The sequence below is a fragment of the Exiguobacterium sp. s127 genome, from assembly GCF_018618695.1.
GTDB lineage: Bacteria > Bacillota > Bacilli > Exiguobacteriales > Exiguobacteriaceae > Exiguobacterium_A > Exiguobacterium_A oxidotolerans.
Genome location: NZ_JACSMO010000003.1, coordinates 286598 through 311513, shown reverse-complemented (window position 1 = coordinate 311513; position 24916 = coordinate 286598). Strand labels below are relative to the sequence as shown.

The following is a 24916-nucleotide window of genomic DNA, read 5'->3' as shown; positions in this document are numbered from 1 at the left end:
GCCTTGTATCCGAGCATGCGGAAGAACTCCGACCAACTGACCTCAGAGATGGACTTGCTCAACTTGCGATTCTTCTGCATGTTCTTCACCTGCAAGGTCTCGATGCCGATGACGTCGTGGTTTTTGACGATCTCGGTCGATACCTTGTGCAGGAAGTCGGTTCGCTTGTTCGCGATATTTTCGTGGATGCGGGCGACCTTCCGCTTCTGCTTCTGATAGTTCTTCGCCTCGGAAAGTTTCACTTTCTTCTCCAAGGCCAACCGTTGACGACGAGAGAGCTTGCGTTGCTCGCGCGCTAGCTTCTTCTCAAGCGAGTGGAAGTAACGGTCACTCTTGTACACCGTGCCGTCCGACAAGATGGCGAAGTGCTTCAACCCGACATCGACACCGACGGATGAGCCCGTCTTCGGCATTTCGTTGCTCTCCTGCTCGACGAGCAGGGAGACGAAGTATTTTCCTGAAGCGTTCCGCCGGATGGTCGCGTTCAAGATGCGTCCGACGACCTGCCTCGAGTTAGCGAAGCGCACCCACTTCAGCTTTGGAATTTTGATTTTTGCGCCAACGATCGAGACTTTTGGAAGTTGAGACTTGCCTTGAATGTTCGTCTTGTACGATTGAACGGGGTTACGCTTTGACTTGAAGCGAGGTCGTTCGTTCTGTTTCTTGAAGAAGCGATCAAAGGCATCAGCAAGATGTTTGACGCTCGTTTGCACAGACGTGCTATCGACTTCCTTCAGCCAGTCGAACGCATGCTTCAACGACGGGAGTTCTTTCGAACAAGAACCGTAGGACAGTTCCTTCCCTGTCGCTTTATACGTCTCATCCGACTTCGCTAAGAAGTGGTTGAAGACGAAGCGCGAACAACCGATCGTCTTCGCAATCAGGATTTTCTGCTCTTTTGTCGGGTAGATTCTGAATGTGTAGGCCTTGTGAGTCAACATGACGTTCACCTCCCTACAACGGATATACCTGAAAGAGAGGGTGGCGATTCATCTCCCACCTTCACTCGATCTTCACCCTGATCGTTTAGAAGTGGGCGTATTCTCGCCTAATTTAGAAAAAAAATAAGCTAGCCCAGGCCAGCTTATTTTTTTTTCTTCAATAACCCTTCGATATCTTCGATGAGTGCTTTTTTAGAAATCAAATCTTCCTGTTTTTCTTGCTCGACTTTCGCGTCGACTGTCGTCCGTTGCAATAATGCCTGCAACGTCTCATCGATACTTGATTTCAAATGATCCCGATCTTCTTTATTTAACGCAACATCATGTCGTACATCATCACCTTGCTCATCCAACTGACGTAAGCGTTCTGTCAATTGTTTTGCCTCACGATTCAAATCAGCATACAATCGTTCGATTTGCTCGAGGCGTAATTTAATACCATCTCGTTCAGTGAACATTTTTCCATCTCCTTCCAATACATATATGTCTACATCATTACTTTACCATATTCGACGTCAAATGATACAACGACATTCCGTTTACAGGTGCTTCCGAATACTTTTTTAAAGATGCCCCTCCTCCCTTCCCATCGGCTATCTTTTGCTTTTTCGTTCTTTTACTCGCTATAATGAACATGCACAGGTAATTGCTATCAGAGGAGGATAACGTCATGGATTTAAAACGTCGAACACTACGACATGTAGACCAAGTGGAATTCGAACATTTCGTAAAATATGGCGAGCCGGCCTACGGACTGACGAAACAAGAGATTCGAGGCTACGATCAGGAACTCGGGACCACTCGTGCCTTTGATTCACTCGAACACAGTTACCCAGAGGATTTCTATTTTGACATTATCGTCGAAGACCAAGTCGTCGGTCGTGTCTTGTTATTAAAAATGGGTCATTACTTCCAGCTCGATTTGATGATTTTTGATTCATACAGCGGGAAAGGTTATGGAACAAAGGCTGTTAAGTCCGCTTTGCATACATCGAACGTCCTTGAAGTATACGAAGTACGTGCTCGCGTCTTACCGACATCACCTCATGAACAGATTGCACGGAAAATTTTCCTTTCCAATGACTTTCAGGAATCAGACGGGTACTTCGTCAAAGGCCGTCGAAAACGTTATTCGCTTCAACGTCCCGATTGACCACCGACGCTCTCGAGCGTCTTTTTTTTGACATATTTTAAAATTACGCGTAAAATTTTGCTCTGTATGACCTAGAAAGGAGCACATTATTTATGAATGAATGGTTATGGTTCCCCTCGATTATCTTAACGATGGGATTGTTATTACTTAGTTATCGTTTTTTTGGTAGAACGGGATTGATGGTCTGGATTGCGATCGCGACAATCATCGCCAATATCCAAGTAACACAACAAGTCGATATCTACTCGTACATTTTCACATTAGGAAATGTCGTGTATGGAAGTTGTTATCTTGCCACGGACATCTTGAATGAAAAATACGGAAAAAAAGTTGCGCGTCAAGGTGTTTTCTTAGGATTCTTCTCTTTGATTGCTACGACCATCCTCATGCAATACAGTCTCCTTTACTCACCTCTAAATGATGCTTTCGCGAAGGACATGTCTTCATCGATGAACTTATTATTCGGTTTATTACCTTGGATTGCACTCGGTAGTCTTTCTGCTTATTTGGTCTCACAACTATTTGATGTCTTCATGTATTCGAAGATTCGTCAAAAGACGGGTGAAAAAAATTTATGGCTCCGAACAACTGGTTCAACAGTCATCAGCCAATTGCTCGATACGTTAACGTTTTGCGCGATTGCTTTTCACAGTCTCCCGTTTGATATTTGGTGGCAAATCTTTTTGACGACGTATGTTGCGAAGTTCGTCATCGCATGGCTCGCGACACCATTTATGTATATCGCGAAACGGATGAACCCGCCTGCTGATTCGACGGATCTCGCAGCCTGACATCAAAAAATCCAATGACTTCATTCATCAAATCGAGGATGGAAGATTTCATTGAATTAACGGATAATGGGAAGTGGGAGGTGGGATGATTGAAAATCAAACGGAATGAACCTTTTCGCTATACCTTTAAAGAACCGATCACAGGTGAGTTTTACCTCGTTAAAGACGGACGCCGCACACCAGCTGGATTGATGCACATCCATAATATTTCTCCAAGTGGTATCGCCATCACGACCCCACTCAAGTTACCTTTACAGAAAACGACAACAATCATCGTCGAGTTTTCGTTGCTTGCCAACACGGAACCTTTAAAAATTGAAGGGCAACTGTTACACGAAAAGTGGATTGGAACGGAGCGGTTATACGGACTACATCTACACACGACTAAACAAGACCGTGAATCGATTGTTCAAGCCGTCAAACATATCGCTAAAAATGAACGTTAAGTGTGATGAAACAGCCCCTTTCTCAATGAGAAAAGGGCTGTTTTTTATTCCGTTCGATAGACAACCGCTTCATATGGACGCAAAACGACTTCTTGATCTGTATTCGTCGGGGCAGTGGCATAGTTTCCAATTATGATATCCGAGGTATCGTGTGCGACCTCGACTGTTGTCTCTTCTTCTGCAAACGAACAGTACACGTACCACGTTTCTCCTTCATAAGTCCGCGAATACGCATAGATATCATTAGCCGTTTCGAGCAACGCATACTCCCCGTAGACGACCAAATCGTGTTCATGACGCAACTGAATCAGCTTCTTATAGTAATAAAAAATCGAATTCGGATCTTCTAACGCCCGTTCGACATTAATTTCACGATAATTTGGATTGACTTTCAACCACGGCGTTCCTGTCGTAAAGCCGCCATGCTGCTCTGCATTCCACTGGATTGGTGTCCGTGCATTATCGCGTCCTTTTCGATGGACAGCCTGCAGTAATGCTTCAGGATTTGCTCCTTGGACCATCCGTTCCTTCCACATGTTCCGAATCTCGATGTCTTCATACTCTTCAATGGTCTCGAAGGCGACATTGGTCATCCCGATTTCTTCTCCTTGATAGATGTACGGTGTTCCTTTTAACAAGTGTAACAACGTCGCGAGCATCTTCGCCGATTCGACCCGGTACATCGTATCATTTCCGAAGCGACTGACGACACGCGGTTGATCATGATTGTTCCAATAGAGTGAGTTCCAGCCTTTGTCGTGTAACGCGACTTGCCATTTCGTGAAATTGTCCTTTAATTTTTGTAAGTCAAACGGTAAGACGTCCCATTTTCCACCTGGACCTGAATCTAAATCCATGTGTTCAAACGTAAAGACCATGTTGACCTCGTCACGCGCTGGATCCGTATATAAAATCGCATCTTCCGTCGTCGCCCCTGGCATTTCCCCGACGGTCAGGACATCATAGTTCCCGAACGACGCATCGTTCATCTCTTTTAAGTATTCATGAATCCGCGGACCATTGACGTAGTGTTGTCCCCCGTCGCCATACAATGCCCCCGGTGCAACATCCGCATCCGGCAGGCCTGGAGTTTTCGAAATCAAGTTGATGACATCCATTCGGAACCCGTCGATTCCACGGTCTAACCAGCGCGTAATCATCGCATAAATTTCATGACGCAATTTTTCATTTTCCCAGTTCAGATCCGGTTGTTTCTTCGAGAAGAGGTGTAAGTAATATTCATTCGTCGCTTCATCTAACTCCCACGCTGGGCCGGAGAAGATTGAGCCCCAATTGTTCGGCAATGTACCATCGTCATTCGCTGCCCGCCAAATATAATAGTCCCGATACGGATTGTCTTTACTTTTTCGTGATTCTGCGAACCAAGCGTGCTCATCTGAAGAATGATTGACGACTAAATCCATGACAATTTTAATTCCCCGTGCGTGCGCTTGATCAAGCAATTGATCAAAATCATTCATCGTCCCGAACTCATTCATGATCGCTTCATAATCCCGAATATCATATCCATTGTCATCATTCGGCGAATCATAGACCGGGCTCAACCAGATGACGTCAATCCCGAGTAATTTTAAGTAATCCAGTTTTTCAATGATTCCGACGAGGTCCCCGATTCCATCCCCATTCGAATCATTAAAGCTACGCGGATAAATTTGATAGACAACACTATCATGCCACCATTTTTGTTCCATACTTTGTCATCACTCCTCCATGATTGCTTTAGGCAAACGCTTGCACATTTCGGTTAAGCGCTTCCAACGACTTCATCGCCATCGTACCATGTCATTTTGACTTAAAACAAGTGAATTCCAATATTTTAAACAGTACCTTTACATCCGTTTCCACAGACTTTTGATGTTTAAAGTATACTGATTGAGGAAAATAATTTGAGAAGGGAGGCGTTTCATCGTGTATCGTCGCTATTTTTTATTTTTAATTTGGATTGTTGCCATCGTCTTTATTTTATCCTTCGGAAACAATCGTGTTTTTCCGGACGGTTTTTTATTTTCTTTTCTTCGGTTTGATCAAAGTCAATTTGACACGTCAGCCCTGAGCCTGTTTACACTGCTAGGCATTTATCCGCTTGCATTCTTTATGATGTTCTTAGACGAAAAACGATTTTTAAAACCTTCACCGATGTTAGCAAGTATCGGCGCCTTCGTCCTCGGATCGTTCGTTTTGATGCCTTACCTCGCACTCGCCATTCCGCGACAGACATTTCTTCCGTTTCGTCGGCGCACTTGGATATTGATTGCCGTTCCTCTGTTAGCTGTCCTTTCAGCGTGCATCATCTGGATTGCGTTAGCCCGTTCCGATTGGTCGATTTTCTTGCTTTACTTCATGACGAATCAGTTCGTCCGAACGATGGCCGTCGACCTCGTGATGTTTTATATTTTACAAATTTTTATGTTATACCGCATTCGCTCACGCGATGAAAAAAAGTTGATGTGGCGCGATTTCCTCCCGCTATTCGGACTATTCAGCTATCTCTTTCGCCGTCATGTCTCTAGCTCATCTTCCTGATTTCAGATACAATAAGGGAACAGAGAGTTAGAGGGGGAGTTTTGCAAATGAAACAATATCACGACCTATGCCATGAAATTCTGACGAACGGGACAAAAAAAGAAGATCGGACGGGAACCGGGACGACGAGCATCTTCGGTCATCAAATGCGGTTCCCGCTTAAGGACGGATTTCCGATGGTCACGACGAAGAAATTACATATGAAATCAATCATCCATGAATTGATTTGGTTCATTTCTGGGAACACGAACATTGCTTACCTACAAGAAAACGGAGTTCGAATTTGGAATGAGTGGGCAGACGAAGACGGGAATCTAGGTCCGGTTTACGGAGCACAATGGCGTTCCTTTCCTAAGCCAGACGGAACGACAGTTGATCAACTCGCAAATGTCATCGAGCAAATCAAAACAAATCCAGATTCTCGCCGCCTCATCGTCAGTGCCTGGAATCCGGGACAAGTAGACGAGATGGCATTACCGCCGTGCCACCTCTTGTTTCAATTCTACGTCGCCGACGGCAAACTTTCTTGTCAGCTCTACCAGCGTTCGGCAGACGTCTTTTTGGGAGTACCGTTTAATATCGCCTCATACGCCTTATTGACACATATGGTCGCACATGTCTGTAAACTTGAAGTCGGGGATTTTGTCCATACGTTAGGAGATGCACATATCTACTCCAATCACATGGATCAAGTTAATCTTCAATTGAGTCGGACGCCCAAACCACTCCCACGGCTCCGTTTCGCCCGCGAAGTGACTCGTATAGAGGACTTCCGTTTCGAAGATATCATCATCGAAGAGTATGATCCTGATCCACACATTAAAGGAGTCGTCGCCGTATGATTTCACATATCGTCGCCTATACGAAAAATCGTGTCATCGGTCGTGATAATGAGATGCCTTGGCATCTTCCAGCTGACCTCGCTCATTTTAAACGCGTGACACTTGGCAAACCGATCATCATGGGGCGAAAGACTTTTGAATCAATCGGACGTCCGTTACCCGGGCGACAAAATATCGTCGTTACGCGAGATGAACAGTTTCAAGCAGACGGTGTCACGATTTGGTACAATCTCGATTCACTCTCTGCCATAATTAATTCAGAAGAAGAAGTCTTTTTGATCGGGGGCGGCGAACTGTTCCGCCAAACCTTGCCAGTTGCAAAACGTCTCTACGTGACCGAAATTGAAGCCGAGATCGACGGGGATGTTTTTTATCCCTCCATCCCTTCGCACTTCACTTTATTAGAAGAAGCATTTTATCCGGCTAACAAAGAAAATACATTTGCATTCTCGATAAAATGCTTTGAACAATAACATTAAAAGATGACCCCTTTTACTACATAGCAGGGGTCATCTTTTTGTATCGTTTAAGAACGCTTCCACATATAAAATTGGACGGGAAGCACGAAATCAAAGGTCCCTCGTTCAAGAGATTTTTGATTAATCCTTCGATGTCGACTGAGAGTCTTCCTTTACTTTATTTATTAATTTACCACTTTTGTAAAACTCGTCTTTTCCAGATAGTTTTGTTCGATTCGCACAGCAACCAAGTGATACAGAATTGAACTAAAGTCTCCTTGCTGGCTTTTTTGCTGCAAGTCAGCTCCCGTGTAAGGTTCTGGTAAGCTCAGACCGATGTACATAAGCTCATCACCAGAATATACGTTTCCATTCACCCTGTAATTTTTCTCTGGATCAAGCCCGCTCAACTTTAACCGTTTCAAACGTGGATTAGGACGCGCTAATACCTGATAGTGAGCAATAAGGGCCTCTTCTTTATTTCCAGAGATGACGGACCATGCTGTCTCGTTGCCATCTCCGTCAAAAGGACTGACTAATCTTTTAAAGATGCCCGTGTGCAATAACTTACGATGCTTCTTAAAAAAATGAATTTGTTGCTTGATTTCTTCCTGCTCTTCGAAGGACAGTCTAGTGATGTCCAATTCATATCCGAATGTACCAAAGAACGCTACGTTTGCACGAGTGGCAAGACTCGTATGACGGTGGACTTGATGATTCGGTACAGCCGATACATGTGCTCCTATAGAACTGAGCGGATAAACAATTGACGTTCCATATTGAATTTTTAATCGTTCGACTGCATCCGTATCATCACTGGCCCAAGCTTGTGGTGCATAATACAACATACCAGGATCAAATCTGGCCCCCCCGCTTGCACACGATTCAAATAAAATAGCTGGAAACGCTTCGATTAATCGTTCGTAAAGTGCATAAACCCCTAAAATATATCGGTGTGCGACTTCCTGCTGTCGTTCATACGGTAACGTAGCAGAACCAATTTCAGTCATATACCGGTTCATATCCCATTTGACGTAAGATATGTCGGCACTTCCTAATATAGTAGTCATTTGTTCAAAGAGATGATCTACAACCTCTTCGCGGGAAAAATCAAGTACATATTGATGACGCCCATGTGAATGATGATAGCCAGGTACTTCGATAATCCAGTCCGGATGTTCCTGGAATAGTCGGCTTTTTTTTGACACCATTTCCGGTTCAAACCATAAACCAAATGACAGTCCAGTCTGTCTGATCCGGTTGACAAGGTGTGGCATTCCATTTGGAAGTTTCTTTTCATTGATATACCAATCACCAAGAGATGTTGTGTCATCTTCTCTTTGACCGAACCATCCGTCATCGAGAACAAACAATTCAACACCTAGTTTCTGTGCAGTTTGTGCAATCGTAACAATTTTATCTTCATCAAAGTCAAAATAAGTTGCTTCCCAATTATTAATCAAGGTTGGTCGTTCACGATCACGCCAAACACCTCTCGCTAATCGCGTCCGGTATAAACGATGGTAAGTTTCACTCATCTCGTTGATACCTTGATTCGAGTATACTAAAATGACTTCCGGCGTTTCGAATTGTTCCGTGGCATCAAGTATCCATTTAAAATCAAATGGATGAATCCCAAGCTGGACACGGGTCGTATTAAAATGATCAACTTCGATTTGCCCTAAGAAATTTCCACTATAGATTAGGCTGAATCCGAATACTTCACCAGAATGCTCTGTCGTACCGGGACGTTTCAAGGCCAAAAATGGATTGTGTTGACTGCTACTTGTTCCTCGCGTACTTGAGATACTCTGTATCCCAGGACGTAAATGATGTTGCTCTAAATGTCGTTCACGCGCCCACGCACCTGATAGCTGTAGCAGTTCATAATCGGCATCGTCTAAATCAACTGACATGCTGAGTGCACGTGTTAATTCAAGTCGTCCCTGTCCCGTATTACAATACTTAACTTGACGGGATAATGCATTTGTCTGTTCAAAAACACTGTATGACAAAATAGTCTCAAGACCGGATTGTTCATCACGTAACGTTATTTTTAAGGTTGTTGCCTCTGTTTCATCTTCTACATAAGTAGCAGGAAGACCATCAAGTTTCGATTTCCCTTTAAAAAGATCATGTGATACGTATATTAACTCACTTATTCGATGCCCTGTTTCATGTACGACTTGGAATGCAGGTTCGCGATAATCCGTCGTACCGTAACTCGGAAATTCCTGTTGTGTCGTTTCTAACGAAAAAGCAAGGTCACCCTCTGTGACACATGAAAGGGTTGCTCGTGGTACTTGGCGCATAAGATGTGAAAAATTCTTTTGATGCCTGATTTTTCTTCCATAATATAAATGACCAAGCTGACCATTCGGTAAAACGTGAAGAATATAGCTAAAATCCTTACCTTGAATATGAAATTGTGGTGTAGGTGAACTATTGTAATAAATCGCCATAGAAAATTCCTCCTTTCTCTTTTAAGAAGCTTCTTCCTGATTACGTTTCACTTCTTTGACTTGATCCTTGATGAAGAATGTACAGAGTACAACCCCTATCAAGAAGAACAGCGGTAAGTTAAAACCGGCACGAACACCGACAAATTCCATCATATATCCAACGAGCCAAGTTGAAAACATCGCACCTAGACCTGCTGCCGTATATAAAAACCCAAGTGCTGACCCCGCATTTTTAAATAGCGATGTAGCGAGCGCAATTGCCGTCGGGAAAATGACTGAAAAAAATGCACCTGACACACCATATAATATGGCAATCGAATCTGGACCGAATTTAGCGAAGCTAAATGTCAAAATAGCAAGAGATGCAAAAACGAAAATCACTCGTTTTTCACCGTATCGATCGACGATGATTCCCCCCAGTAAACGTCCTATTGTAAAAACAGCGAAGAAAATTGAAAGATACAACGCACCTTTTGAACGGGCTTCTTCCAGTTGAATTCCTTCAAGATAGGCTGGAAGCCAACTGGCAAATCCCGCTTCCGCCCCAACGTATAGTGTTAGTAACAACATCAATAAAACGAACTGACGATTTTTTAACATCCCAAAAAATTGTTTTAAATCAAGGGCTTCCTTTTCAACAGTTTGCTTAGGCATTGGCGCCTTCAGTGTATAGAATGCAAAGAGGATTAAAGTAACCCCGAGTACGATATAGATTGTACGCCAAGATACAGCAACGCCAAATAGATAGTTCAAAAGGAGCGGAGCAATGAATGCACCAATTCCGTATACTCCCATCATGACGTTAAACATTAAGCCTTGTTTTTGTGGAAAAATGGGTGGAACAATTGCATTTGAACCAATCGTCATCGTTCCAAGCCCTATCCCGACGATCGCATAAAACAAAGCAAATATTGCAAAATTGTTTGAAAATCCTGTACCAGTCAAACCGATTATCATAATGATCGTTCCACCTGCCATCATGAACCGGATACCGCGTTTATCTGATATGTATCCTCCAAATAAACTTGATAAGAAAAATCCCGTATAGTAAATTCCCATCATTATTCCAATGTCGTTATAACCAAACCCTAAATCCTCTTGGGCACGCGGGAGTATTACTCCTTTTGAATAATTAATTGCTCCAAGCGTAAACATAACAAAGAACATAATGATCAGCGCAGCTACCTTTTTAGGTGTGTCAAAGTGTTGTTTCCATTCCATTACAATAGACCCCGTTTCCTTTAAATGATGTATGAAGTACTGAATTCGTTATAATTAGTTTATTTTTTTGTAAGCGTTATCACAAGAAGCTATTTCTTCTTCATTTTACGTCTTATTGTGCTCTTTTTTTAAATTTAGAGCGTTTTCTATGCTATTTTATGCTATATTTACGAAATAAATATTTGAAATGATTATTTTTAAATATTTTTAGTTTTATTTAATCATTTTATGCTTTTTAATTAGCTAATTTATGCTATCAGGAGAAATGATATGACAAATGAGATTGAATATGGTTCTTATGCTTTTCGTTTTCCGGAATTCGTAAATGATATTGTTCAAATCTGGTCGGTTGGAAAAGATCATCAAACATCCTCTCTCTATCAGTGGAATGGATTAGAGCGTCGCGATAAAGGAAGTCTGATTTTTCAATATACACTTTCCGGCACAGGTCAATTACGTATAGATGGAAAAAATTATAGACTTGACCCCGGACATGGCTTCATTGTTTCTGTTCCAAGTGATTTTGAATATGGTGTCATTGAGGGAGAGCCTGATTGGACGTTCATCTATATTACATTACAAGGTGAAATTGCTAACCTTTGCTTCACTAAGCTACGAAAACGATTCGGTCCTGTCGTCCGCTTTCATCCGGAATCTGAACCGATTAAACGATTAACCACTATTTATGATGCAGCAGCAAGTGATACGATTTCAGATGGATTTCAAGCTTCGGCTCTTGGTTATACTTTTTTGATGGCACTCGAAACATTTCTTGCTAATCCAACCGACATGCTAACCGACACACCGCCCTCTATCGCTCGTTCTTTAGTTTACGCCCATGAACATTATGCAGATTCGTTGGGTATTGAGGACTTAGCGACGGTCGCTCGGTTATCACGTCACCATTTCTCGCGCTTGTTCAAAAAGACCGTCGGTATGACGCCAAACCATTACATTACTCGGCTTCGTGTCGAACGAGCTGCTGCCCTCTTAACAGAGACGTCTAAAACAATTGATCAAATCGCTAAAGAAATAGGTTATCCAAATTCAAATTACTTCAATAAAGTATTCCGAAAAGAAAGTAGTTATTCACCAAGTGAATTTCGTAAAAAGAAAGCACAATTATCTTTTTAGCCACACTGCAAATAAGGAAATTCCTTTTAGACGTACTCTAAAAGGAATTTCCTTATTTTTTAATACATTTACCGTAAGATTAACTGTCCTTGCGGATATGTAATGGTTACTGTTTTTCCAAAAACAACTCGATTTTCAAGAATATCCTTTGCAACGCGAATCGCAAATAAAGTCCGTTCCAATTCATCGTCCGGTTTATTCTGAGCTTTAATCAATTCTATCAATTGATGTTCCTTCGTAAGAAGCGTTTGATACATATCTTCAGCAACTGCTTTAAATTGTGTCATTATGAACCTCCCTAAACCGTCTGCCTGTCGCAACAGTGATGGTGCTATGATAAGTCGATGACTTGAGTCGGCCTTAAAATTTCACCCTGACCAGCTAAATTTAACATATCATATCTATGCTTAATTGAATCGGAAAATAACGAATAGGATAACATTGATTTATTATAATTTACTTAGTCCGTACTGAAATAGATATCTTCTCCAATCAAGTGCTATGAAGCATTCGAGGATATGCAAGACTTCCGGGAAATATCGTAATCATCAACTTATAGTGCGCAAACCATCACATCGAAAGAATCATGATAACCGAAGCACCCATTGCCGAATCTGTTCTTCGATTTGATTCGATTCGAGGGGAAGTAGACAGTAATCGACGACCCCCCGTTGTAATGCTTCTCCAAGCAGCGTACTTTCCTCCATGACAGTAACAATCGTTTCAATCGTATGTTCGCGTTCGTGTTTCCATTGATCGAGCAGACGGAAATCCGCTTCCGCAATCATCGATAACGGAACAAAGTTAAGTTGCATTACAGCCTCTGCCGGATCCTCGTATGGTAACACACGGAAATGATATTTTGGATGCTCCGGTACGTCAAGCTGACTCAAGTTCTGCAAAGGCATTCCGTCAATTTTTATCAAGCCTTCAATCTTTTCTTTTTCCGTTGCGACCGAGTACGCCACGACACGGTTCCGTCCTTTTCGTTTAGCTTGATAAAGTGCTTCATCTGCTTCGGATGTCATCTCTTCAAGGTCAAACGATGGTTGAGAGACAAGCGTTACACCGATTGAAACGGTGACCTTTAGACCGTTAGGAAATGTATGCCGTTCGATTCGTTCCCGAACTTTCCCCATCGTTACACACGCAGCTTCCACATGCTCTGTACTAAAGAGCAACATGAATTCCTCTCCACCAAATCGAATCATTTCATCCTCTTGGCGAATTGCTTGTTTCGTTAAAGATGCAAGCTCAGATAGCACGAGATCCCCTGTCGGATGTCCGTGTAAATCGTTAATCCGCTTAAAATGATCGAGATCAAAGATTGCCAGTGCAAATAATTGACCGTCACGCGCAAGGCGTGACACACGCCGTTGAAAAGCATTCTGTAAGTATTTACGATTGAACGCCCCGGTCAGTTCATCAACAAGAATCGTAGATGAGACAATTCGCAGCTTATGTAGTAGCCGTTTCAACCGGATTTGTCGTTCGATGAGCGTCACCGTTTCATCCCAGTAATCATCTGCTCCGAGCTGGTAACAATATTGACGCGTCTGTTGATTTTCCTCTCCGATAATAATCAAAGGGGTGAACGTCGCCTCTAATTTTTTGATTAACTTATCTAGCTGTACCTTTTTTGAAGCCCGGACAAGTTCATAGTCAATCAACAATGCATCCGTCGGTAAATCGTAACCGACCTCAAGCATATCTTCGACTGATCCAAAAAAACGGGTCATGTAACGTTCGTTTTCTAACGCCTTTTTCCACTGGACATTATCAAGAAACCGTTTCGTGATTGAGACGATTAATTCTTTTCGGACCATTTTTTTACGACCATATGCAGATAAATAGTCGATGACAGGTCGTAATTGAAGTTTTACCACCTCATGACCAATCGTCTTTTCTTCTGAAGGAAGTTCTTGTTCAAGCCGCGTCGCTTGTCGCGCAAAGAACTCCATGCTTTCTTGTTGACCGAGCCGCTCAAGCCAACTGGCGAACACTAGTAATTCCGCTGTCGGGACGGATTCCATCCGCAATAAACGTTCTACCATCAGAATCGTCTGATTGATTTGTTTCTCCAACTGCATTTGTTTATTTCTCAAAACATCCTCCCCCTCTTTCTCTACAACCGAAGCAGTGTTGCTTCGAGTGAAGAGAAAGCGAGGGAGGCACCCTCACTTTCAAATTAAGCCTTTAAATTCGGACTAATCATATCGGCTGGAACAATCCAGGAGTCATATTGTTCTTCTGTCAATAATCCTGTCGCCAATGCCGCTTCTTTTAACGTCGTTCCATTCTTATGTGCAGCTTTTGCAATCTTCGCTGCATTTTCATACCCGATGTGTGGATTTAAGGCTGTGACGAGCATGAGCGAGCGCTCTACATTTTCATCGATGACTGCTCGCTCCGGCTCGATACCAACTGCGCAGTGGTCGTTGAATGAATGGAGCGCGTCCGTCAACAGACGAACGGACTGAATGAAATTATACATAATGACCGGTTTGAAGACATTCAGCTCAAAGTTTCCCTGGCTCGCAGCAAATCCAATCGTCGCATCATTTCCAAGCACTTGTGCCGCGACCATCGTCAATGCTTCACTCTGTGTCGGATTGACTTTCCCTGGCATGATTGAACTACCCGGCTCATTTTCAGGAATCGTGATTTCACCAATTCCTGCTCGTGGACCTGACGCGAGCCAGCGGACATCATTGGCGATTTTCATCGCGTCCATCGCAAGCGCTTTAATGGCACCATGCGCGAAGACAAGCTGATCATGGCTCGTCAAGGCATGAAATTTGTTCTCAGCGCTGACGAATGCTTTTCCTGTCTCTTGACTCATTTTTTCAGCAGCCCGGTCCCCGAACTCTGGGTGCGCATTGATCCCTGTCCCGACAGCCGTTCCTCCAATCGCGAGTTCCGTCAATGGATCAAGCGTCAACGTAATCATTTTTTTCGATAAATCGAGCATTCGGACCCAGCCGCTGATTTCCTGACCGAGTGTAATCGGTGTCGCGTCTTGTAAATGTGTCCGTCCAATCTTGACGATGTCAGAAAATGCCTTCGCTTTTTCGTCAAGCGTCGCATGAATGGCTTCAATCGCCGGGAACAAGTCATCAATGACGACCGTTTTGGCTGCGATGTGCATGGCCGTCGGATATGTATCATTTGAACTTTGTGATTTATTGACGTCATCATTCGGATGAATCGTCAAGTCGCTGCCACGTTCTTGTAACTTACGTGTCCCAACGCGTGCAATCACTTCGTTGACGTTCATGTTCGATTGTGTGCCGGACCCCGTCTGCCACACGACCAGTGGAAACTCCTCATCGAATTGCCCCGCGATGATCTCGTCACAAACTTCTGCAATCACGTCTGCCTTTTCCCGGTCGAGTACACCGAGGTCTCGATTGGCTAACGCTGCGCCTTTTTTTAAGACGGCAAAGGCACGAATAATTTCGATTGGCATCTTTTCTGTACCGATTTTAAAGTTCTCTAAACTCCGTTGTGTTTGTGCGCCCCATTCCTTTGAATCCAAAACACGAATTTCCCCCATCGTGTCTCGCTCTAAACGATATTCCATTGTTGTTTCCCCCTTTTTTTCATCTTACACCTTATCAGTTTAACGGAAAAAACGTTGAATGGGAATGATAGAGCGTTGTTTGGGGAATAGTTTGTTAATCGAAAAGGAGTGAATGCAGTATGTGGTTTATCAATCTGACGATTGTCTTACTTTTAATCGTCGCAAACGGGATTTTTGCAATGACCGAACTTGCGCTGTTGTCTTCAAAACGCCAGAAACTGCAACAGTATGCGGATGAAGGAAAAAAATCAGCCCAAATTGCACTTGATTTTTTAGATCGTCCGACGGATTTACTATCGACGGTCCAAGTCGGCATCACTTTGATTGGAATCGTCAACGGCGCGTTCGGCGGCGCTGCTTTATCGCAACCTGTCATCCGCTGGCTCGGTCAATTTTCTTGGCTTGAAGCCTATGCCAGTACGCTCGGATATATTTTCGTCGTCACAATCATCACGTATATTTCACTTGTCATCGGTGAATTAGTCCCGAAACGGATTGCTCTCGTCAGTCCGGAACGTGTCACGATGTGGCTCGCCCAACCGATGCGTTTTTTTTCAACACTCCTTCGTCCGTTCATCTACATTTTGAGTAAGTCGACGAGTGGCATTTTCCGATTGATTGGCCTCGATCGTCTCGAAAGCGAAGATGAGACAGAAGATGAAGTGAAACAGTTGTTGATTCGTGGTGCTCAGGAAGGAATCTTTGCAGATTCGGAAGCCGAACAAGTCTCTCGTGTCTTTGCGTTCCACGATCAATACGCCTATGAATTAATGGAACCCCGGACCGTCACGGAGTGGATTGATTTAAACGATTCACCTGAACAAATCTTAAATGATTTACGTCGGGCGAAGCACCGGAATTTGCCCGTCGGACACGATGATTTGGATCATTTTGTGGGCTATATCGATGCGAAAGAAGTCTTAGCATCCGATACTCCCGCCTTGACGATTGAACGCTACATCCAGACACCGCTTATTGTCCCTCGACAGCTTAAAGCAACAGACTTACTCGAGCGGATGCGGAAAGAAACCGTCTCGATTGCCTTTGTCCTCGATGAATACGGTGGTTTTTTAGGAATGATAACATTATTTGATATATTGGAAGCCTTCGTCGGAGAAATTTCAACGATCGAGGAAGAACCAGAGCTGATCATGCGAAGTGATGGCTCCTATTTAGCAGACGGATTGTTGCATATCGATGATTTGAAACGAACGCTCGGTTTGACGACACCACTCCCGGGTGAAGTCCAGAATGCGTATCATACGGTAGCTGGACTGATTTTATATACACTCGGCGAATTTCCACAGCGTGGCAGTCACGTCATGATCGCCGATTATCGTTTTGAAGTCGTTGATTTGGATGGACGTCGCATCGATCAAGTCTTAATCGAAAAAGCCGCTCCTGATTTGTAATATCAGAAAAACGACCTGATTGCACCGAGTTACTCGGACAAACAGGTCGTTTTTAAATTAAAACTCATTTAATGCTTCACGTGCCACACGGTCCGCTTTATTTTCAGACCGCGGAATCCACTTGACGAATGCCAGTGGTAATTGTGAATACCGTTCGAATGCCGGATCAAAATAAACTTGAATGCGCTTGTTCTTGGCAAACTCGCGTTCGACCGCTAACGAAACTGCTTCCGAGTCCGTCCGGAACGAAAAGACACTTTCTCCTGCGTTCAATAACTCTTCCGCTAATTCGACCGCTCGTGCAAACGCCTGGAATTCCGCTTCATGATTGTTGACCGCGGTAATCCGAAACGTTCGTTCGATGACTTCTCCTGCGGAATTCTTACAGAAGATTCCTACCGTCGCGTCATCATTCGATGGCCGAACAGCCCCATCAAAATACATTTCAACCATGTTCAATCGCCGCCTTTACACCTTTTCGGATTGCTTGTTCATCTAAATTTTTTCCGATGAAAACTAGCGTCGTTTGTTTCTCTTGCTCGAACATTCCACGTACTGCTGTTCCGTAAATCATTCCGGTGCCTTGAAGAATCGTCTTTTGATCCGTATCCGCGAAACGAATGATTCCTTTATAGCGGTATAAATCTTCCGCATAGGCTTCGAGTACTTCACGCAAAACGGCACCGAAACGATTCCGATTCAACGGCTGCACTTCCGTAATCGTCAATGCCGTGAACGAATCTGCCGCTCGTTCGAAGCGATCATCTTGTTGTAATAAACGTTCTTCTTCCGCTTTTGGAAAATGGAACGTTTCAAATAAATTTGCTACCTCGACACGTGACTCGACTGTCGGAATGATATGTGCCGTCGGATTCAAGACTTCGAGCCGGGCGATGATGTCGGTTCGTGCAGCATCCGGTACCAAATCCACTTTATTCAGTAACAAAACATCGGCAAAGCCAATTTGTCTGACATTCTCTTCAAACGTCAATTCTCGTTCGAGATGGTACGCGTCGACGACCGTGATGACGCTCGAGAGTTGATATTGTTGTTCAATTGCCGGTTCAAAGTAGAATGTTTGGAGGATTGGGCCCGGATCAGCAATTCCTGTCGTTTCAATCAATAAACGATTGAATACCATCTCACCTGCGCGTCGTTTTTTAGCAATCCGTAATAACGCCTCTCGTAAATCGCCACGAATCGAACAGCAGATGCATCCATTCGTCAATTCAATCATCTCTTCGTCACTTCGTTCAATCAAAGCTTCATCGATATGGACTGATCCTACCTCATTGACGAGCAGCGCCACCTTTTCGGTCGGATGGGAGACAATATGATTCAACAGTGTCGTTTTTCCCGCTCCTAAAAAACCCGTAATCAATGTCGTTTTAATTCGTTCTTGCATAACTTTCACTCCTTACAGCAGTTGTGCCGTTCGCCATTTCTCTTTTCGTGCGTCCAGTAAATCAATCGCATGCAAATACCAGGATTCCGTTGTTTGTGGCGTGACACTTGAACCCCATTCTTTTTTTCCATGATGCGATAAGATGAGATGCATCATCCGATGATGCATGTCTAACGGAATCCGGAGTGCCTCGTCACGCAACGCGCGTTCGAACACAAAACAGCCGTATGGCATATGTCCGACTAGACTTCCAAGCGGATCAATCGCAATACCGGATAACGTTTCCTCTGCCGCATCGACTTGCAGTAAGTCCGTGAAGCGACTTGGTGTTGCGCCGAGATGATTATACTCCCAAATCTTTCCGATGTCATGCAACAAGACACCTAACAAGAGTTCATCCTGATTCGGTTCTTGATCGAGAAGCGTAATCGACCGTGCCGCCTGATAAAGAGAATCGAAGCTGTCGTCCCAGGCAAATTGACGTGTCGCTCGCTCAGGAGCTTGAAATAAATCGTTTTTATGATCAGCTTCTGCTTCTTGAATACACTTGAGTAACGTCAAATAAGGTCGCTCCGATTGACAGATTCCTGCCGCGATCGTCATCATACAAGCAGTGTGCTTCATCAACCCACCAATATAGGCATGGTGATGGAACAATGCCGCTGGTCTCGTCGAAAAATCATCCCAATACAAGTTTAGACAACGCAGGGCAATCTGGCGGTAAGGTTGTTGCATTTGCTCGACTAGGCCAATCAATTGATCCCGGTAATCGCTCGCAGACTCTTCCATCGGCATCTGAGGTAACAATGTCGTTCCAGCGACATCATGGACGGCCTTGACGCGTTGAACAGTCAACGACTTATTGCCTGAGTCGACGGGATATTCCTCGACCTTGGCAGTAACGTGGACGATCCGCGTCTCTAGATAAGGACGCATCGCCTCTTCCGCCGTTCCTTGATTCAACCATTGTTTTCCTTTACAAGAACCACTCGATGAATTGAATGTAAACTGTAGCCATTCACGCCCTGTCTGACTCGTTCTGATTTCCGCAGAAGCGACTAAAAGTGTCTCTTCGATTTGTTCTCCCGGAACGTGACGTTCAATCAAAAAGCCGCCTGACGCATTTGATACGTCAACCACAAATTCATCCCCAAGGTAAGGTGGCATCTGTTGCTCTGGAATTGCTTTAAATAAGCGAATCATTTCCGAATCACTCCTCTCATCTCTATTGTCCATCATATCAAAGTCGCTCACCACCTGTACAAAACAAAAGAATGATTGTAAGCGTTTACTTAATCAGCTATGATGAATGCATATGTACAATACTTCCAATTAAGGAGGACTTTCATGATGCTTCGCTCACTCTCTTCAAGTTATGATGTCGTGATGCGCACAGCGCGAGATACAGTCGATCCAGCAACACGTGCTCAACTGAGGCAGGCCGTCGTCGCCTATGGCATAACGGCTAAAGATGAATCACCTTTACAGGCTTTAATCGAACAGGAGCTCCACTTATGTTGTATTCAAGTACAGCATGCCGGACTCGACGTTCAATCCGACCTCGTCAAGTTACTCGTCTTGTCCGCTTTCAGTAGTGATGCGGGATTTAGCACCGCAGAACTGAACAGTATGACACCAAATGCAATCAAAAGACAATTGTCTTCATACGATGCCATCTTCGCGCGTCTCATCCAAAAACTTTTTCTCCATCAGACACAAGTCGATATCATTTGCCAACGGCTACAACGTGTTCTGTGTGGTGCAGCAGAACAAAAGTGTTCGATTCGGGCACGTCGACTACAAGAGTCAACCCGCGTCACCTACTCTCATTAAAAAAGTCCTGACTCGAGTGAGTCAGGACTTTTTTTCAACGACCTGGCATTCCAGCTCCTTGAAAGGTGTATATTATGAAAATGCGGCATTCCGCTTCGTCATATTCTATAATCATCATCACAGATATTGAAGGTTCTGTCAATTGATTTTCAAAAAAAGTGGGTTGATCTCGTTAGAAATCAACCCGAATGGAAGAGTGAATAATTACCATGGCAATGCTTGATTTCATCATACAATGCAATGGAAGCGTTTACAAGCCTTTATCTAAAATTTTCTCAAGAAAATATTGTTCTTTTAATGGCAAATGTACGACTTCAATCCCGCTTTGGCGCATCAAGTTTAATCCATCGCCGTATTCATAACCCGTCGTATAGACGACGCGATCAATTTTTGAAGCGATTAAAGCTAAACTACATGCGTGACACGGACTATGCGTGACATAAGCCGTCGCATGACGCGCACTCGTCGAATCCGCAGCAAGTTTTCCTAACGCATTAATCTCCGCATGAATTTCATGTTGCTTTGACCATTCATGATGTTCTTGTTGGTTATCACAACGATAAAAAACTTCGCCATTATGTATAGTAGTATCAGATTCCAACACATTTTCATTGATTGATTTATAGAAAACCCCGTGTTGCTTTAAAAAAATTTCGTTGCAGTTCACATGCTGACTCGGTGTTCCATTGATTCCAATCGAAATTGGCTTTTCATCCTTGACGATGACGCATGCGACAGACTTCGAGGCACATTTCGAATGACGTTCTGCCATCATCTGGGCAAACAGTAACCAGGTCGTATCCCATTTCTCTTGTTTCGGATCCATAACGTTCACTCCTTAAACAATACGAAGGAACACGTAAACGTGTCCCTTAGTATCGTTGATTTGGTAATTCGCGACTTTTCGAAGCGACTTCAATGACTTTTTGTTTTAATTCATTTTCCATCCGCTCTAACTCATGCTCTGCATCGCGACGTTTCTGCTTCCCATCTTGTTGAATCCGCAGTGTCTCATCAAGCGTCTCGATTAAATTTTGATGCGCGACTTTTAACGATTCGACCGATACGATTCCTTTTTCATTCTCTTCTGCGATTTCGATCGATGAATCTTTTAAAAGACGTGAATTTTGTTCGAGCAATTGATTCGTCGTATTTGTAACATCCTTTTGCATCTGCAAAGCACTCTTTTGCCTAGACAGACTGAGTGAGAGGACGACTTGGTTTTTCCAAAGTGGAATCGTATTGACGACTGCAGATTCAATTTTTTCAGCAAGAATCTGGTTATTCTGCTGAATGACACGGATTTGCGGTGCCATTTGAAGACTGATCGTACGTGATAACTTTAAGTCGTGAATTTTTTTCTCGAACCGGTCCGTCAATTGAATCAAATCATTTAATTCTTGTAGTTTCGTCTGGTCACGTGAAACCTCGACTTCTGTCCGAAGCGGTTCGATCTCATTTTCTCTGACGTGTGCAATCTTCGTCTCACCCGCTGCGATGTAAAGATTTAGTTCCTCGAAGTAACGTCGATTTTTTTGATACATTTGATCAAGTAACGTAATGTCTTTCATTAAGCCAAACTTCGAACGATCTAAATTATGAACGACCTCTTCTAAATAAGCACTCATCTTTTCATATTGTAAGAAGTAGGTCTCCGCTTTTTTCTTCGCCCGTCCGATGACGGGAACGTTTGACCAAAAGCTTTTCTTTTCTTGTAACGAATCCGGGTCCATTTGACGGACACGTTGCATTAAATCCGACAACAGTTTTCCGGCGTCGCCACCATCTTTCATTTTGACTTCGCTTAACACTTGATCTGAAAATTGCGAGAGTTCCCGTTGAACCGGTGCTCCGAATTGCATGACGGCATCGGATTTATTCAAATCAATCACTTGAAGTAAACGTTCGATTTTTTGACGCTGTTCAGCTGGAACGTCACTTGGAATCATTTCTTCAACCGGACGAACTGGCGTCCGGTGTTTTGGTGTTTCCGCAAGATTCAGGTCAACTGATGGATCAGAAATCGTTGGTTGTGCCTGTTCCTCTGTTTTGGATTCGTCCGGCCACTCTTGCCATGAATTGTTATCAGAATGGGTCATGTTTATAACTCTCCTCCTGTTTTCTTTGTTCCGATTCTTGTGCCAAAACTTTTTCAATCGTTAAAAGTTCACGCTCTAAGTCGACCGTATCTCCTTCTAACAACAAGGATTGGTGTTGTTTTAATTTTTGAGCAATCATCTTCAAGTTCGCTTGCAGTTGTTCGCGTGTATCAAATTGCACTTGAGCCCCACGTCGTTCTAAATCTGCGAATTTTTCTGAAATCGATAATAAGGAATCGAGATAAAACGTGAAGAAGTCGCGTACTTTTTTTACTTCACGTGGTGCATTAAATAATTCTTCAAATAAAACATGTGCTTCGCGCGAGACGATTCGCATATCTGAACGTACTTCGCTGTCTCGGATCGATGGGATAATGCCATCGAATGCTTGTAACTTCACGAAACCTTCTTCGACGGTCCGTTGCAAGACTTGCAACTCCAAATCATCCGTTTCATCAAATCTGCGCGTCGCTTGTTCAGGCTTTAAGATGACGCTTCCGACAAATTGATCATCATCATCGAGTAACAATTTCTTTTTGACATTTTGTCGTTTTATCTCTGTTGATTTTCGTTCTGTCCGGTACCGCTTCCCGGGTTTCGCCCGGTAACCGCTCCAAATGAACCATAAACCGAGTGCTACGAAGATTCCGGAAAAGTTTAACGTATCTGCTATCTGAAGAAATACGAACATCAAACCAATCGATCCGAAAATCCACCATGTAGAAGATTTCATGTCATCCCCTCTTTCTATTGACTCCATCTATTTGTGTCATGAATGAATCTACTGTTTCTTATATCTTACCATTACGGATGTCTTAACAAAAAGTTTCCCGTTTTCGATAAATGTTAGTCCTCTCTACTCTTTATTTCACCATAATCTTTCACCGGCCGCATCCGTCTCTAGATGTACGATGCTGAATGGATTGCATCTACTTTTTTCTTTTTACTTTTTACTTTTCACGAGTAACATATACGCATAAGATTTTTCGATTATTCAAAAATCACTTTCATCAAAAAAACTAGCTTCCGTTAATCAAAACGAAAGCTAGTGCTCGTGATCATATTCTGATTCAATCAAACATTCAAGAGAATACGAGTGGCCAAATCAGAATGATTAAAATGGCGAGCGGACTCAAGTAGCATACACTAAAGCGCCAAAATGGAATCATTCGTTTTAACAGGGGACCTGTCGCTAGCTCACGTTCGACAATCGCCCGATCAAGTTTAAATCCAGCAAATATTGAAATCAAGAGTGCACCGATTGGCATCAAAATATTCGATACGAGGAAATCCATCCAATCAAAAATTGTCTTATCGAACCACATGATGTCGCTCGCGACTCCAAAGGAGAGTGCTGATGGAACACCTACTATTGCGACAAGGATTGTCGTAATAATGGTATTACGTTTCTTATTTTGGACGGTCGCATCTTCTTTTCGATCAGTAATCGATGAAACCACAACTTCTAGCATCGCGATTGAAGAAGTGATCGACGCGAAAGCAAAGAGTAAGAAAAACAACGTTAAGAAGACTGTTCCAAATTGGACTTGGCTGAATACTGTTGGTAACACGATGAATAAGAGTGAAGGACCTTCAGCAGGATCAAGACCTGAAGCGAAGACCGCTGGGAAGATCGCGAATCCGGCTAGTAATGACACGACGATGTTTAAAGAGACGATCCATCCTGCTGACCGATTGATTTGACCACGCTCTTTCATATACGAGGCATACGTCAACATTGCGGAGACGCCGAGCGATAATGAAAAGAAGGCTTGTCCGAGCGCACTCAGGACCGATGTCCGGTTCAGCGCTGAGAAATCCGGTTCGATGAAGAAACGAACCCCTTCACTTGCACCTTCAAGGGTCAATGACCGACTCACTAATATAATGAAACAAAGGAATAATAATGGCATCAAGATTTTACTCATTTTTTCAATTCCCGACTGAACACCTCGCAAGACGATTAATCCCGTAATGATGAGGAATACGACTTGGCCTAAAATCGCATAGAGTGGAGAGGCGGATATCGTTCCGAAGAGTTCTCCTAACTGATCCCCACTCATGGAAGTCAAATTTCCGGAAAAACCAAGAACCGTATAAATCAATACCCATCCCCCGATGACGCTGTAAAAGGATAAGAGTAAGAAACAGGTGATGACACCTAACACGCCAATAAAGGTGAATTTCTTATGACCCAACTCTTCGAAAGCGCGCAACGCCGTTTTTCCACTCGTTCGACCGATTAAAAATTCTGCAATCAATACCGGGAGACCGAGGAGCAAGGTGAACACTAAAAATAGTAGTAAAAAAGCGCCTCCACCATTCGTTCCTGTCGTATATGGAAACTTCCATATCGCACCGAGTCCAATCGCTGATCCTGCTGCTGCTAAGATAAACCCAACTTTTGAAGCCCATGCATTGCTTTTCATGGTACTCCACCTCCTTTTCAAAAATACTTCCTTATTGTACAAAAGTTAAATCAAGAAGTCATCCTTTATCAAACATTTTCTTTAAAGCGTCAAAGCATAACCGCATATTCGCATGTTTGTATTAAAACAAAAAGCTTATACACTAAAAAAGGAGAGACATGGA

The 24916-nt window shown here is 43.4% G+C and carries 24 protein-coding genes; 9 read left to right on the top strand and 15 right to left on the bottom strand.

What is annotated here, in order from left to right; translation table 11 throughout:
* Together tnpB and KNP98_RS06605 are read right to left on the bottom strand one after the other, a co-directional pair.
* The coding region (gene tnpB / locus KNP98_RS06610; RefSeq protein WP_214810955.1) for an IS200/IS605 family element RNA-guided endonuclease TnpB at positions 1–941 on the bottom strand (941 nt) is incomplete at its 3' end.
* 143 nt (positions 942–1084) lie between these two features.
* Entirely contained in the window at positions 1085–1399 is a 315-nt protein-coding gene (locus tag KNP98_RS06605; protein ID WP_029330516.1) for a hypothetical protein, read from the bottom strand.
* A gap of 212 nt (positions 1400–1611) precedes the next feature.
* On the opposite strand from KNP98_RS06605, the gene KNP98_RS06600 reads away from it, so the two are divergent.
* The 3 genes from KNP98_RS06600 (at position 1612) to KNP98_RS06590 (ending at position 3331) form a co-directional block, all read left to right on the top strand.
* Positions 1612–2094, top strand: a complete 483-nt coding sequence (locus KNP98_RS06600; protein WP_214804469.1) for a GNAT family N-acetyltransferase — start codon at positions 1612–1614, stop codon at positions 2092–2094.
* 92 nt (positions 2095–2186) lie between these two features.
* On the top strand, positions 2187–2885 hold the full coding sequence (locus KNP98_RS06595; RefSeq protein ID WP_088837277.1) for a queuosine precursor transporter: 699 nt from the start codon (positions 2187–2189) through the stop codon (positions 2883–2885).
* An 89-nt stretch (positions 2886–2974) separates the two neighbouring features.
* The gene (locus KNP98_RS06590; RefSeq protein WP_088837278.1) at positions 2975–3331 is read left to right on the top strand and encodes a PilZ domain-containing protein; all 357 of its coding nucleotides are present in this window, start codon (positions 2975–2977) and stop codon (positions 3329–3331) included.
* A 44-nt stretch (positions 3332–3375) separates the two neighbouring features.
* On the opposite strand, the gene KNP98_RS06585 is transcribed toward KNP98_RS06590, so the two are convergent.
* Positions 3376–5043, bottom strand: a complete 1668-nt coding sequence (locus KNP98_RS06585) for a glycoside hydrolase family 13 protein (RefSeq protein WP_214804466.1) — start codon at positions 5041–5043, stop codon at positions 3376–3378.
* Positions 5044–5260: 217 nt separating this feature from the next.
* Between KNP98_RS06585 and KNP98_RS06580 the strand changes: the two genes are divergently transcribed.
* Genes KNP98_RS06580 through KNP98_RS06570 form a run of 3 tightly spaced genes read left to right on the top strand, consistent with a single transcriptional unit; the run spans position 5261 to position 7190 of the window.
* Positions 5261–5875, top strand: coding sequence for a hypothetical protein (locus KNP98_RS06580; protein ID WP_088837280.1), 615 nt, complete (start codon positions 5261–5263; stop codon positions 5873–5875).
* A 47-nt stretch (positions 5876–5922) separates the two neighbouring features.
* Positions 5923–6717, top strand: coding sequence for a thymidylate synthase (locus tag KNP98_RS06575; protein WP_214801807.1), 795 nt, complete (start codon positions 5923–5925; stop codon positions 6715–6717).
* Positions 6714–7190 carry a dihydrofolate reductase gene (locus tag KNP98_RS06570; protein WP_088837282.1) on the top strand — a complete coding sequence of 159 codons (477 nt, stop codon included), beginning with the start codon at positions 6714–6716 and terminating at the stop codon, positions 7188–7190. The genes KNP98_RS06575 and KNP98_RS06570 overlap by 4 nt, the downstream gene beginning before the upstream one ends.
* Before the next feature lie 170 nt (positions 7191–7360).
* Here the strand turns inward: KNP98_RS06570 and KNP98_RS06565 are convergent, their stop codons facing one another.
* Both KNP98_RS06565 and KNP98_RS06560 read right to left on the bottom strand, forming a co-directional pair.
* On the bottom strand, positions 7361–9637 hold the full coding sequence (locus KNP98_RS06565) for an alpha-galactosidase (protein WP_214801810.1): 2277 nt from the start codon (positions 9635–9637) through the stop codon (positions 7361–7363).
* 21 nt (positions 9638–9658) lie between these two features.
* Positions 9659–10858, bottom strand: a complete 1200-nt coding sequence (locus tag KNP98_RS06560) for an MFS transporter (RefSeq protein ID WP_088837284.1) — start codon at positions 10856–10858, stop codon at positions 9659–9661.
* 270 nt (positions 10859–11128) lie between these two features.
* Between KNP98_RS06560 and KNP98_RS06555 the strand changes: the two genes are divergently transcribed.
* Positions 11129–11992 (top strand): AraC family transcriptional regulator, encoded by an 864-nt coding sequence (locus KNP98_RS06555; protein ID WP_214765090.1) that lies wholly within the window; start codon positions 11129–11131, stop codon positions 11990–11992.
* 68 nt (positions 11993–12060) lie between these two features.
* Here KNP98_RS06555 and KNP98_RS06550 read toward each other — a convergent pair whose 3' ends face one another.
* From KNP98_RS06550 to fumC, 3 genes are all read right to left on the bottom strand, one after another.
* Positions 12061–12279, bottom strand: coding sequence for a hypothetical protein (locus KNP98_RS06550; RefSeq protein WP_088837286.1), 219 nt, complete (start codon positions 12277–12279; stop codon positions 12061–12063).
* Between the two features lie 297 nt (positions 12280–12576).
* Entirely contained in the window at positions 12577–14097 is a 1521-nt protein-coding gene (locus KNP98_RS06545; RefSeq protein WP_088837287.1) for a GGDEF domain-containing protein, read from the bottom strand.
* 83 nt (positions 14098–14180) lie between these two features.
* Complete coding sequence (gene fumC, locus KNP98_RS06540) at positions 14181–15575, bottom strand: class II fumarate hydratase (protein ID WP_088837288.1); 1395 nt, start codon at positions 15573–15575, stop codon at positions 14181–14183.
* Between the two features lie 119 nt (positions 15576–15694).
* On the opposite strand from fumC, the gene KNP98_RS06535 reads away from it, so the two are divergent.
* A complete protein-coding gene (locus tag KNP98_RS06535; RefSeq protein ID WP_214765092.1) occupies positions 15695–16987 on the top strand; it encodes a hemolysin family protein in 1293 nt (430 codons plus the stop codon).
* Between the two features lie 57 nt (positions 16988–17044).
* On the opposite strand, the gene KNP98_RS06530 is transcribed toward KNP98_RS06535, so the two are convergent.
* The 3 genes from KNP98_RS06530 to KNP98_RS06520 are packed head-to-tail and all read right to left on the bottom strand — an operon-like array spanning position 17045 to position 19595.
* A complete protein-coding gene (locus KNP98_RS06530; RefSeq protein WP_029330538.1) occupies positions 17045–17440 on the bottom strand; it encodes a ribonuclease HI family protein in 396 nt (131 codons plus the stop codon).
* Positions 17433–18392, bottom strand: coding sequence for a CobW family GTP-binding protein (locus KNP98_RS06525; protein WP_214804464.1), 960 nt, complete (start codon positions 18390–18392; stop codon positions 17433–17435). The genes KNP98_RS06530 and KNP98_RS06525 overlap by 8 nt, the downstream gene beginning before the upstream one ends.
* 12 nt (positions 18393–18404) lie before the next feature.
* The gene (locus tag KNP98_RS06520) at positions 18405–19595 is read right to left on the bottom strand and encodes an HD domain-containing protein (protein ID WP_214765095.1); all 1191 of its coding nucleotides are present in this window, start codon (positions 19593–19595) and stop codon (positions 18405–18407) included.
* Between the two features lie 144 nt (positions 19596–19739).
* Between KNP98_RS06520 and KNP98_RS06515 the strand changes: the two genes are divergently transcribed.
* Positions 19740–20225, top strand: a complete 486-nt coding sequence (locus KNP98_RS06515) for a hypothetical protein (RefSeq protein ID WP_214804462.1) — start codon at positions 19740–19742, stop codon at positions 20223–20225.
* Between the two features lie 250 nt (positions 20226–20475).
* On the opposite strand, the gene KNP98_RS06510 is transcribed toward KNP98_RS06515, so the two are convergent.
* From KNP98_RS06510 to KNP98_RS06495, 4 genes are all read right to left on the bottom strand, one after another.
* Positions 20476–21051, bottom strand: a complete 576-nt coding sequence (locus KNP98_RS06510; protein ID WP_214801818.1) for a deoxycytidylate deaminase — start codon at positions 21049–21051, stop codon at positions 20476–20478.
* 46 nt (positions 21052–21097) lie between these two features.
* Positions 21098–22324: a toxic anion resistance protein gene (locus tag KNP98_RS06505; protein WP_051667285.1), complete on the bottom strand. Its 1227-nt coding sequence runs from the start codon at positions 22322–22324 to the stop codon at positions 21098–21100.
* Entirely contained in the window at positions 22311–23057 is a 747-nt protein-coding gene (locus KNP98_RS06500; RefSeq protein WP_088837294.1) for a 5-bromo-4-chloroindolyl phosphate hydrolysis family protein, read from the bottom strand. The genes KNP98_RS06505 and KNP98_RS06500 overlap by 14 nt, the downstream gene beginning before the upstream one ends.
* Positions 23058–23406: 349 nt before the next feature.
* On the bottom strand, positions 23407–24753 hold the full coding sequence (locus tag KNP98_RS06495) for a sodium-dependent transporter (RefSeq protein ID WP_088837295.1): 1347 nt from the start codon (positions 24751–24753) through the stop codon (positions 23407–23409).
* Positions 24754–24916 lie beyond the last annotated feature (163 nt).

What these genes read in the sequence shown, in the direction of transcription:
- KNP98_RS06605 (WP_029330516.1), bottom strand. Translation starts at nt 1,399, where the DNA reads ATGTTCACTGAACGAGATGGTATTAAATTACGCCTCGAGCAAATCGAA.
- KNP98_RS06600 (WP_214804469.1), top strand. Translation starts at nt 1,612, where the DNA reads ATGGATTTAAAACGTCGAACACTACGACATGTAGACCAAGTGGAATTC.
- KNP98_RS06595 (WP_088837277.1), top strand. Translation starts at nt 2,187, where the DNA reads ATGAATGAATGGTTATGGTTCCCCTCGATTATCTTAACGATGGGATTG.
- KNP98_RS06585 (WP_214804466.1), bottom strand. Translation starts at nt 5,043, where the DNA reads ATGGAACAAAAATGGTGGCATGATAGTGTTGTCTATCAAATTTATCCG.
- KNP98_RS06575 (WP_214801807.1), top strand. Translation starts at nt 5,923, where the DNA reads ATGAAACAATATCACGACCTATGCCATGAAATTCTGACGAACGGGACA.
- KNP98_RS06570 (WP_088837282.1), top strand. Translation starts at nt 6,714, where the DNA reads ATGATTTCACATATCGTCGCCTATACGAAAAATCGTGTCATCGGTCGT.
- KNP98_RS06565 (WP_214801810.1), bottom strand. Translation starts at nt 9,637, where the DNA reads ATGGCGATTTATTACAATAGTTCACCTACACCACAATTTCATATTCAA.
- KNP98_RS06560 (WP_088837284.1), bottom strand. Translation starts at nt 10,858, where the DNA reads ATGGAATGGAAACAACACTTTGACACACCTAAAAAGGTAGCTGCGCTG.
- KNP98_RS06555 (WP_214765090.1), top strand. Translation starts at nt 11,129, where the DNA reads ATGACAAATGAGATTGAATATGGTTCTTATGCTTTTCGTTTTCCGGAA.
- KNP98_RS06550 (WP_088837286.1), bottom strand. Translation starts at nt 12,279, where the DNA reads ATGACACAATTTAAAGCAGTTGCTGAAGATATGTATCAAACGCTTCTT.
- fumC (WP_088837288.1), bottom strand. Translation starts at nt 15,575, where the DNA reads ATGGAATATCGTTTAGAGCGAGACACGATGGGGGAAATTCGTGTTTTG.
- KNP98_RS06535 (WP_214765092.1), top strand. Translation starts at nt 15,695, where the DNA reads ATGTGGTTTATCAATCTGACGATTGTCTTACTTTTAATCGTCGCAAAC.
- KNP98_RS06530 (WP_029330538.1), bottom strand. Translation starts at nt 17,440, where the DNA reads ATGGTTGAAATGTATTTTGATGGGGCTGTTCGGCCATCGAATGATGAC.
- KNP98_RS06525 (WP_214804464.1), bottom strand. Translation starts at nt 18,392, where the DNA reads ATGCAAGAACGAATTAAAACGACATTGATTACGGGTTTTTTAGGAGCG.
- KNP98_RS06520 (WP_214765095.1), bottom strand. Translation starts at nt 19,595, where the DNA reads ATGATTCGCTTATTTAAAGCAATTCCAGAGCAACAGATGCCACCTTAC.
- KNP98_RS06515 (WP_214804462.1), top strand. Translation starts at nt 19,740, where the DNA reads ATGATGCTTCGCTCACTCTCTTCAAGTTATGATGTCGTGATGCGCACA.
- KNP98_RS06510 (WP_214801818.1), bottom strand. Translation starts at nt 21,051, where the DNA reads ATGGATCCGAAACAAGAGAAATGGGATACGACCTGGTTACTGTTTGCC.
- KNP98_RS06505 (WP_051667285.1), bottom strand. Translation starts at nt 22,324, where the DNA reads ATGACCCATTCTGATAACAATTCATGGCAAGAGTGGCCGGACGAATCC.
- KNP98_RS06500 (WP_088837294.1), bottom strand. Translation starts at nt 23,057, where the DNA reads ATGAAATCTTCTACATGGTGGATTTTCGGATCGATTGGTTTGATGTTC.
- KNP98_RS06495 (WP_088837295.1), bottom strand. Translation starts at nt 24,753, where the DNA reads ATGAAAAGCAATGCATGGGCTTCAAAAGTTGGGTTTATCTTAGCAGCA.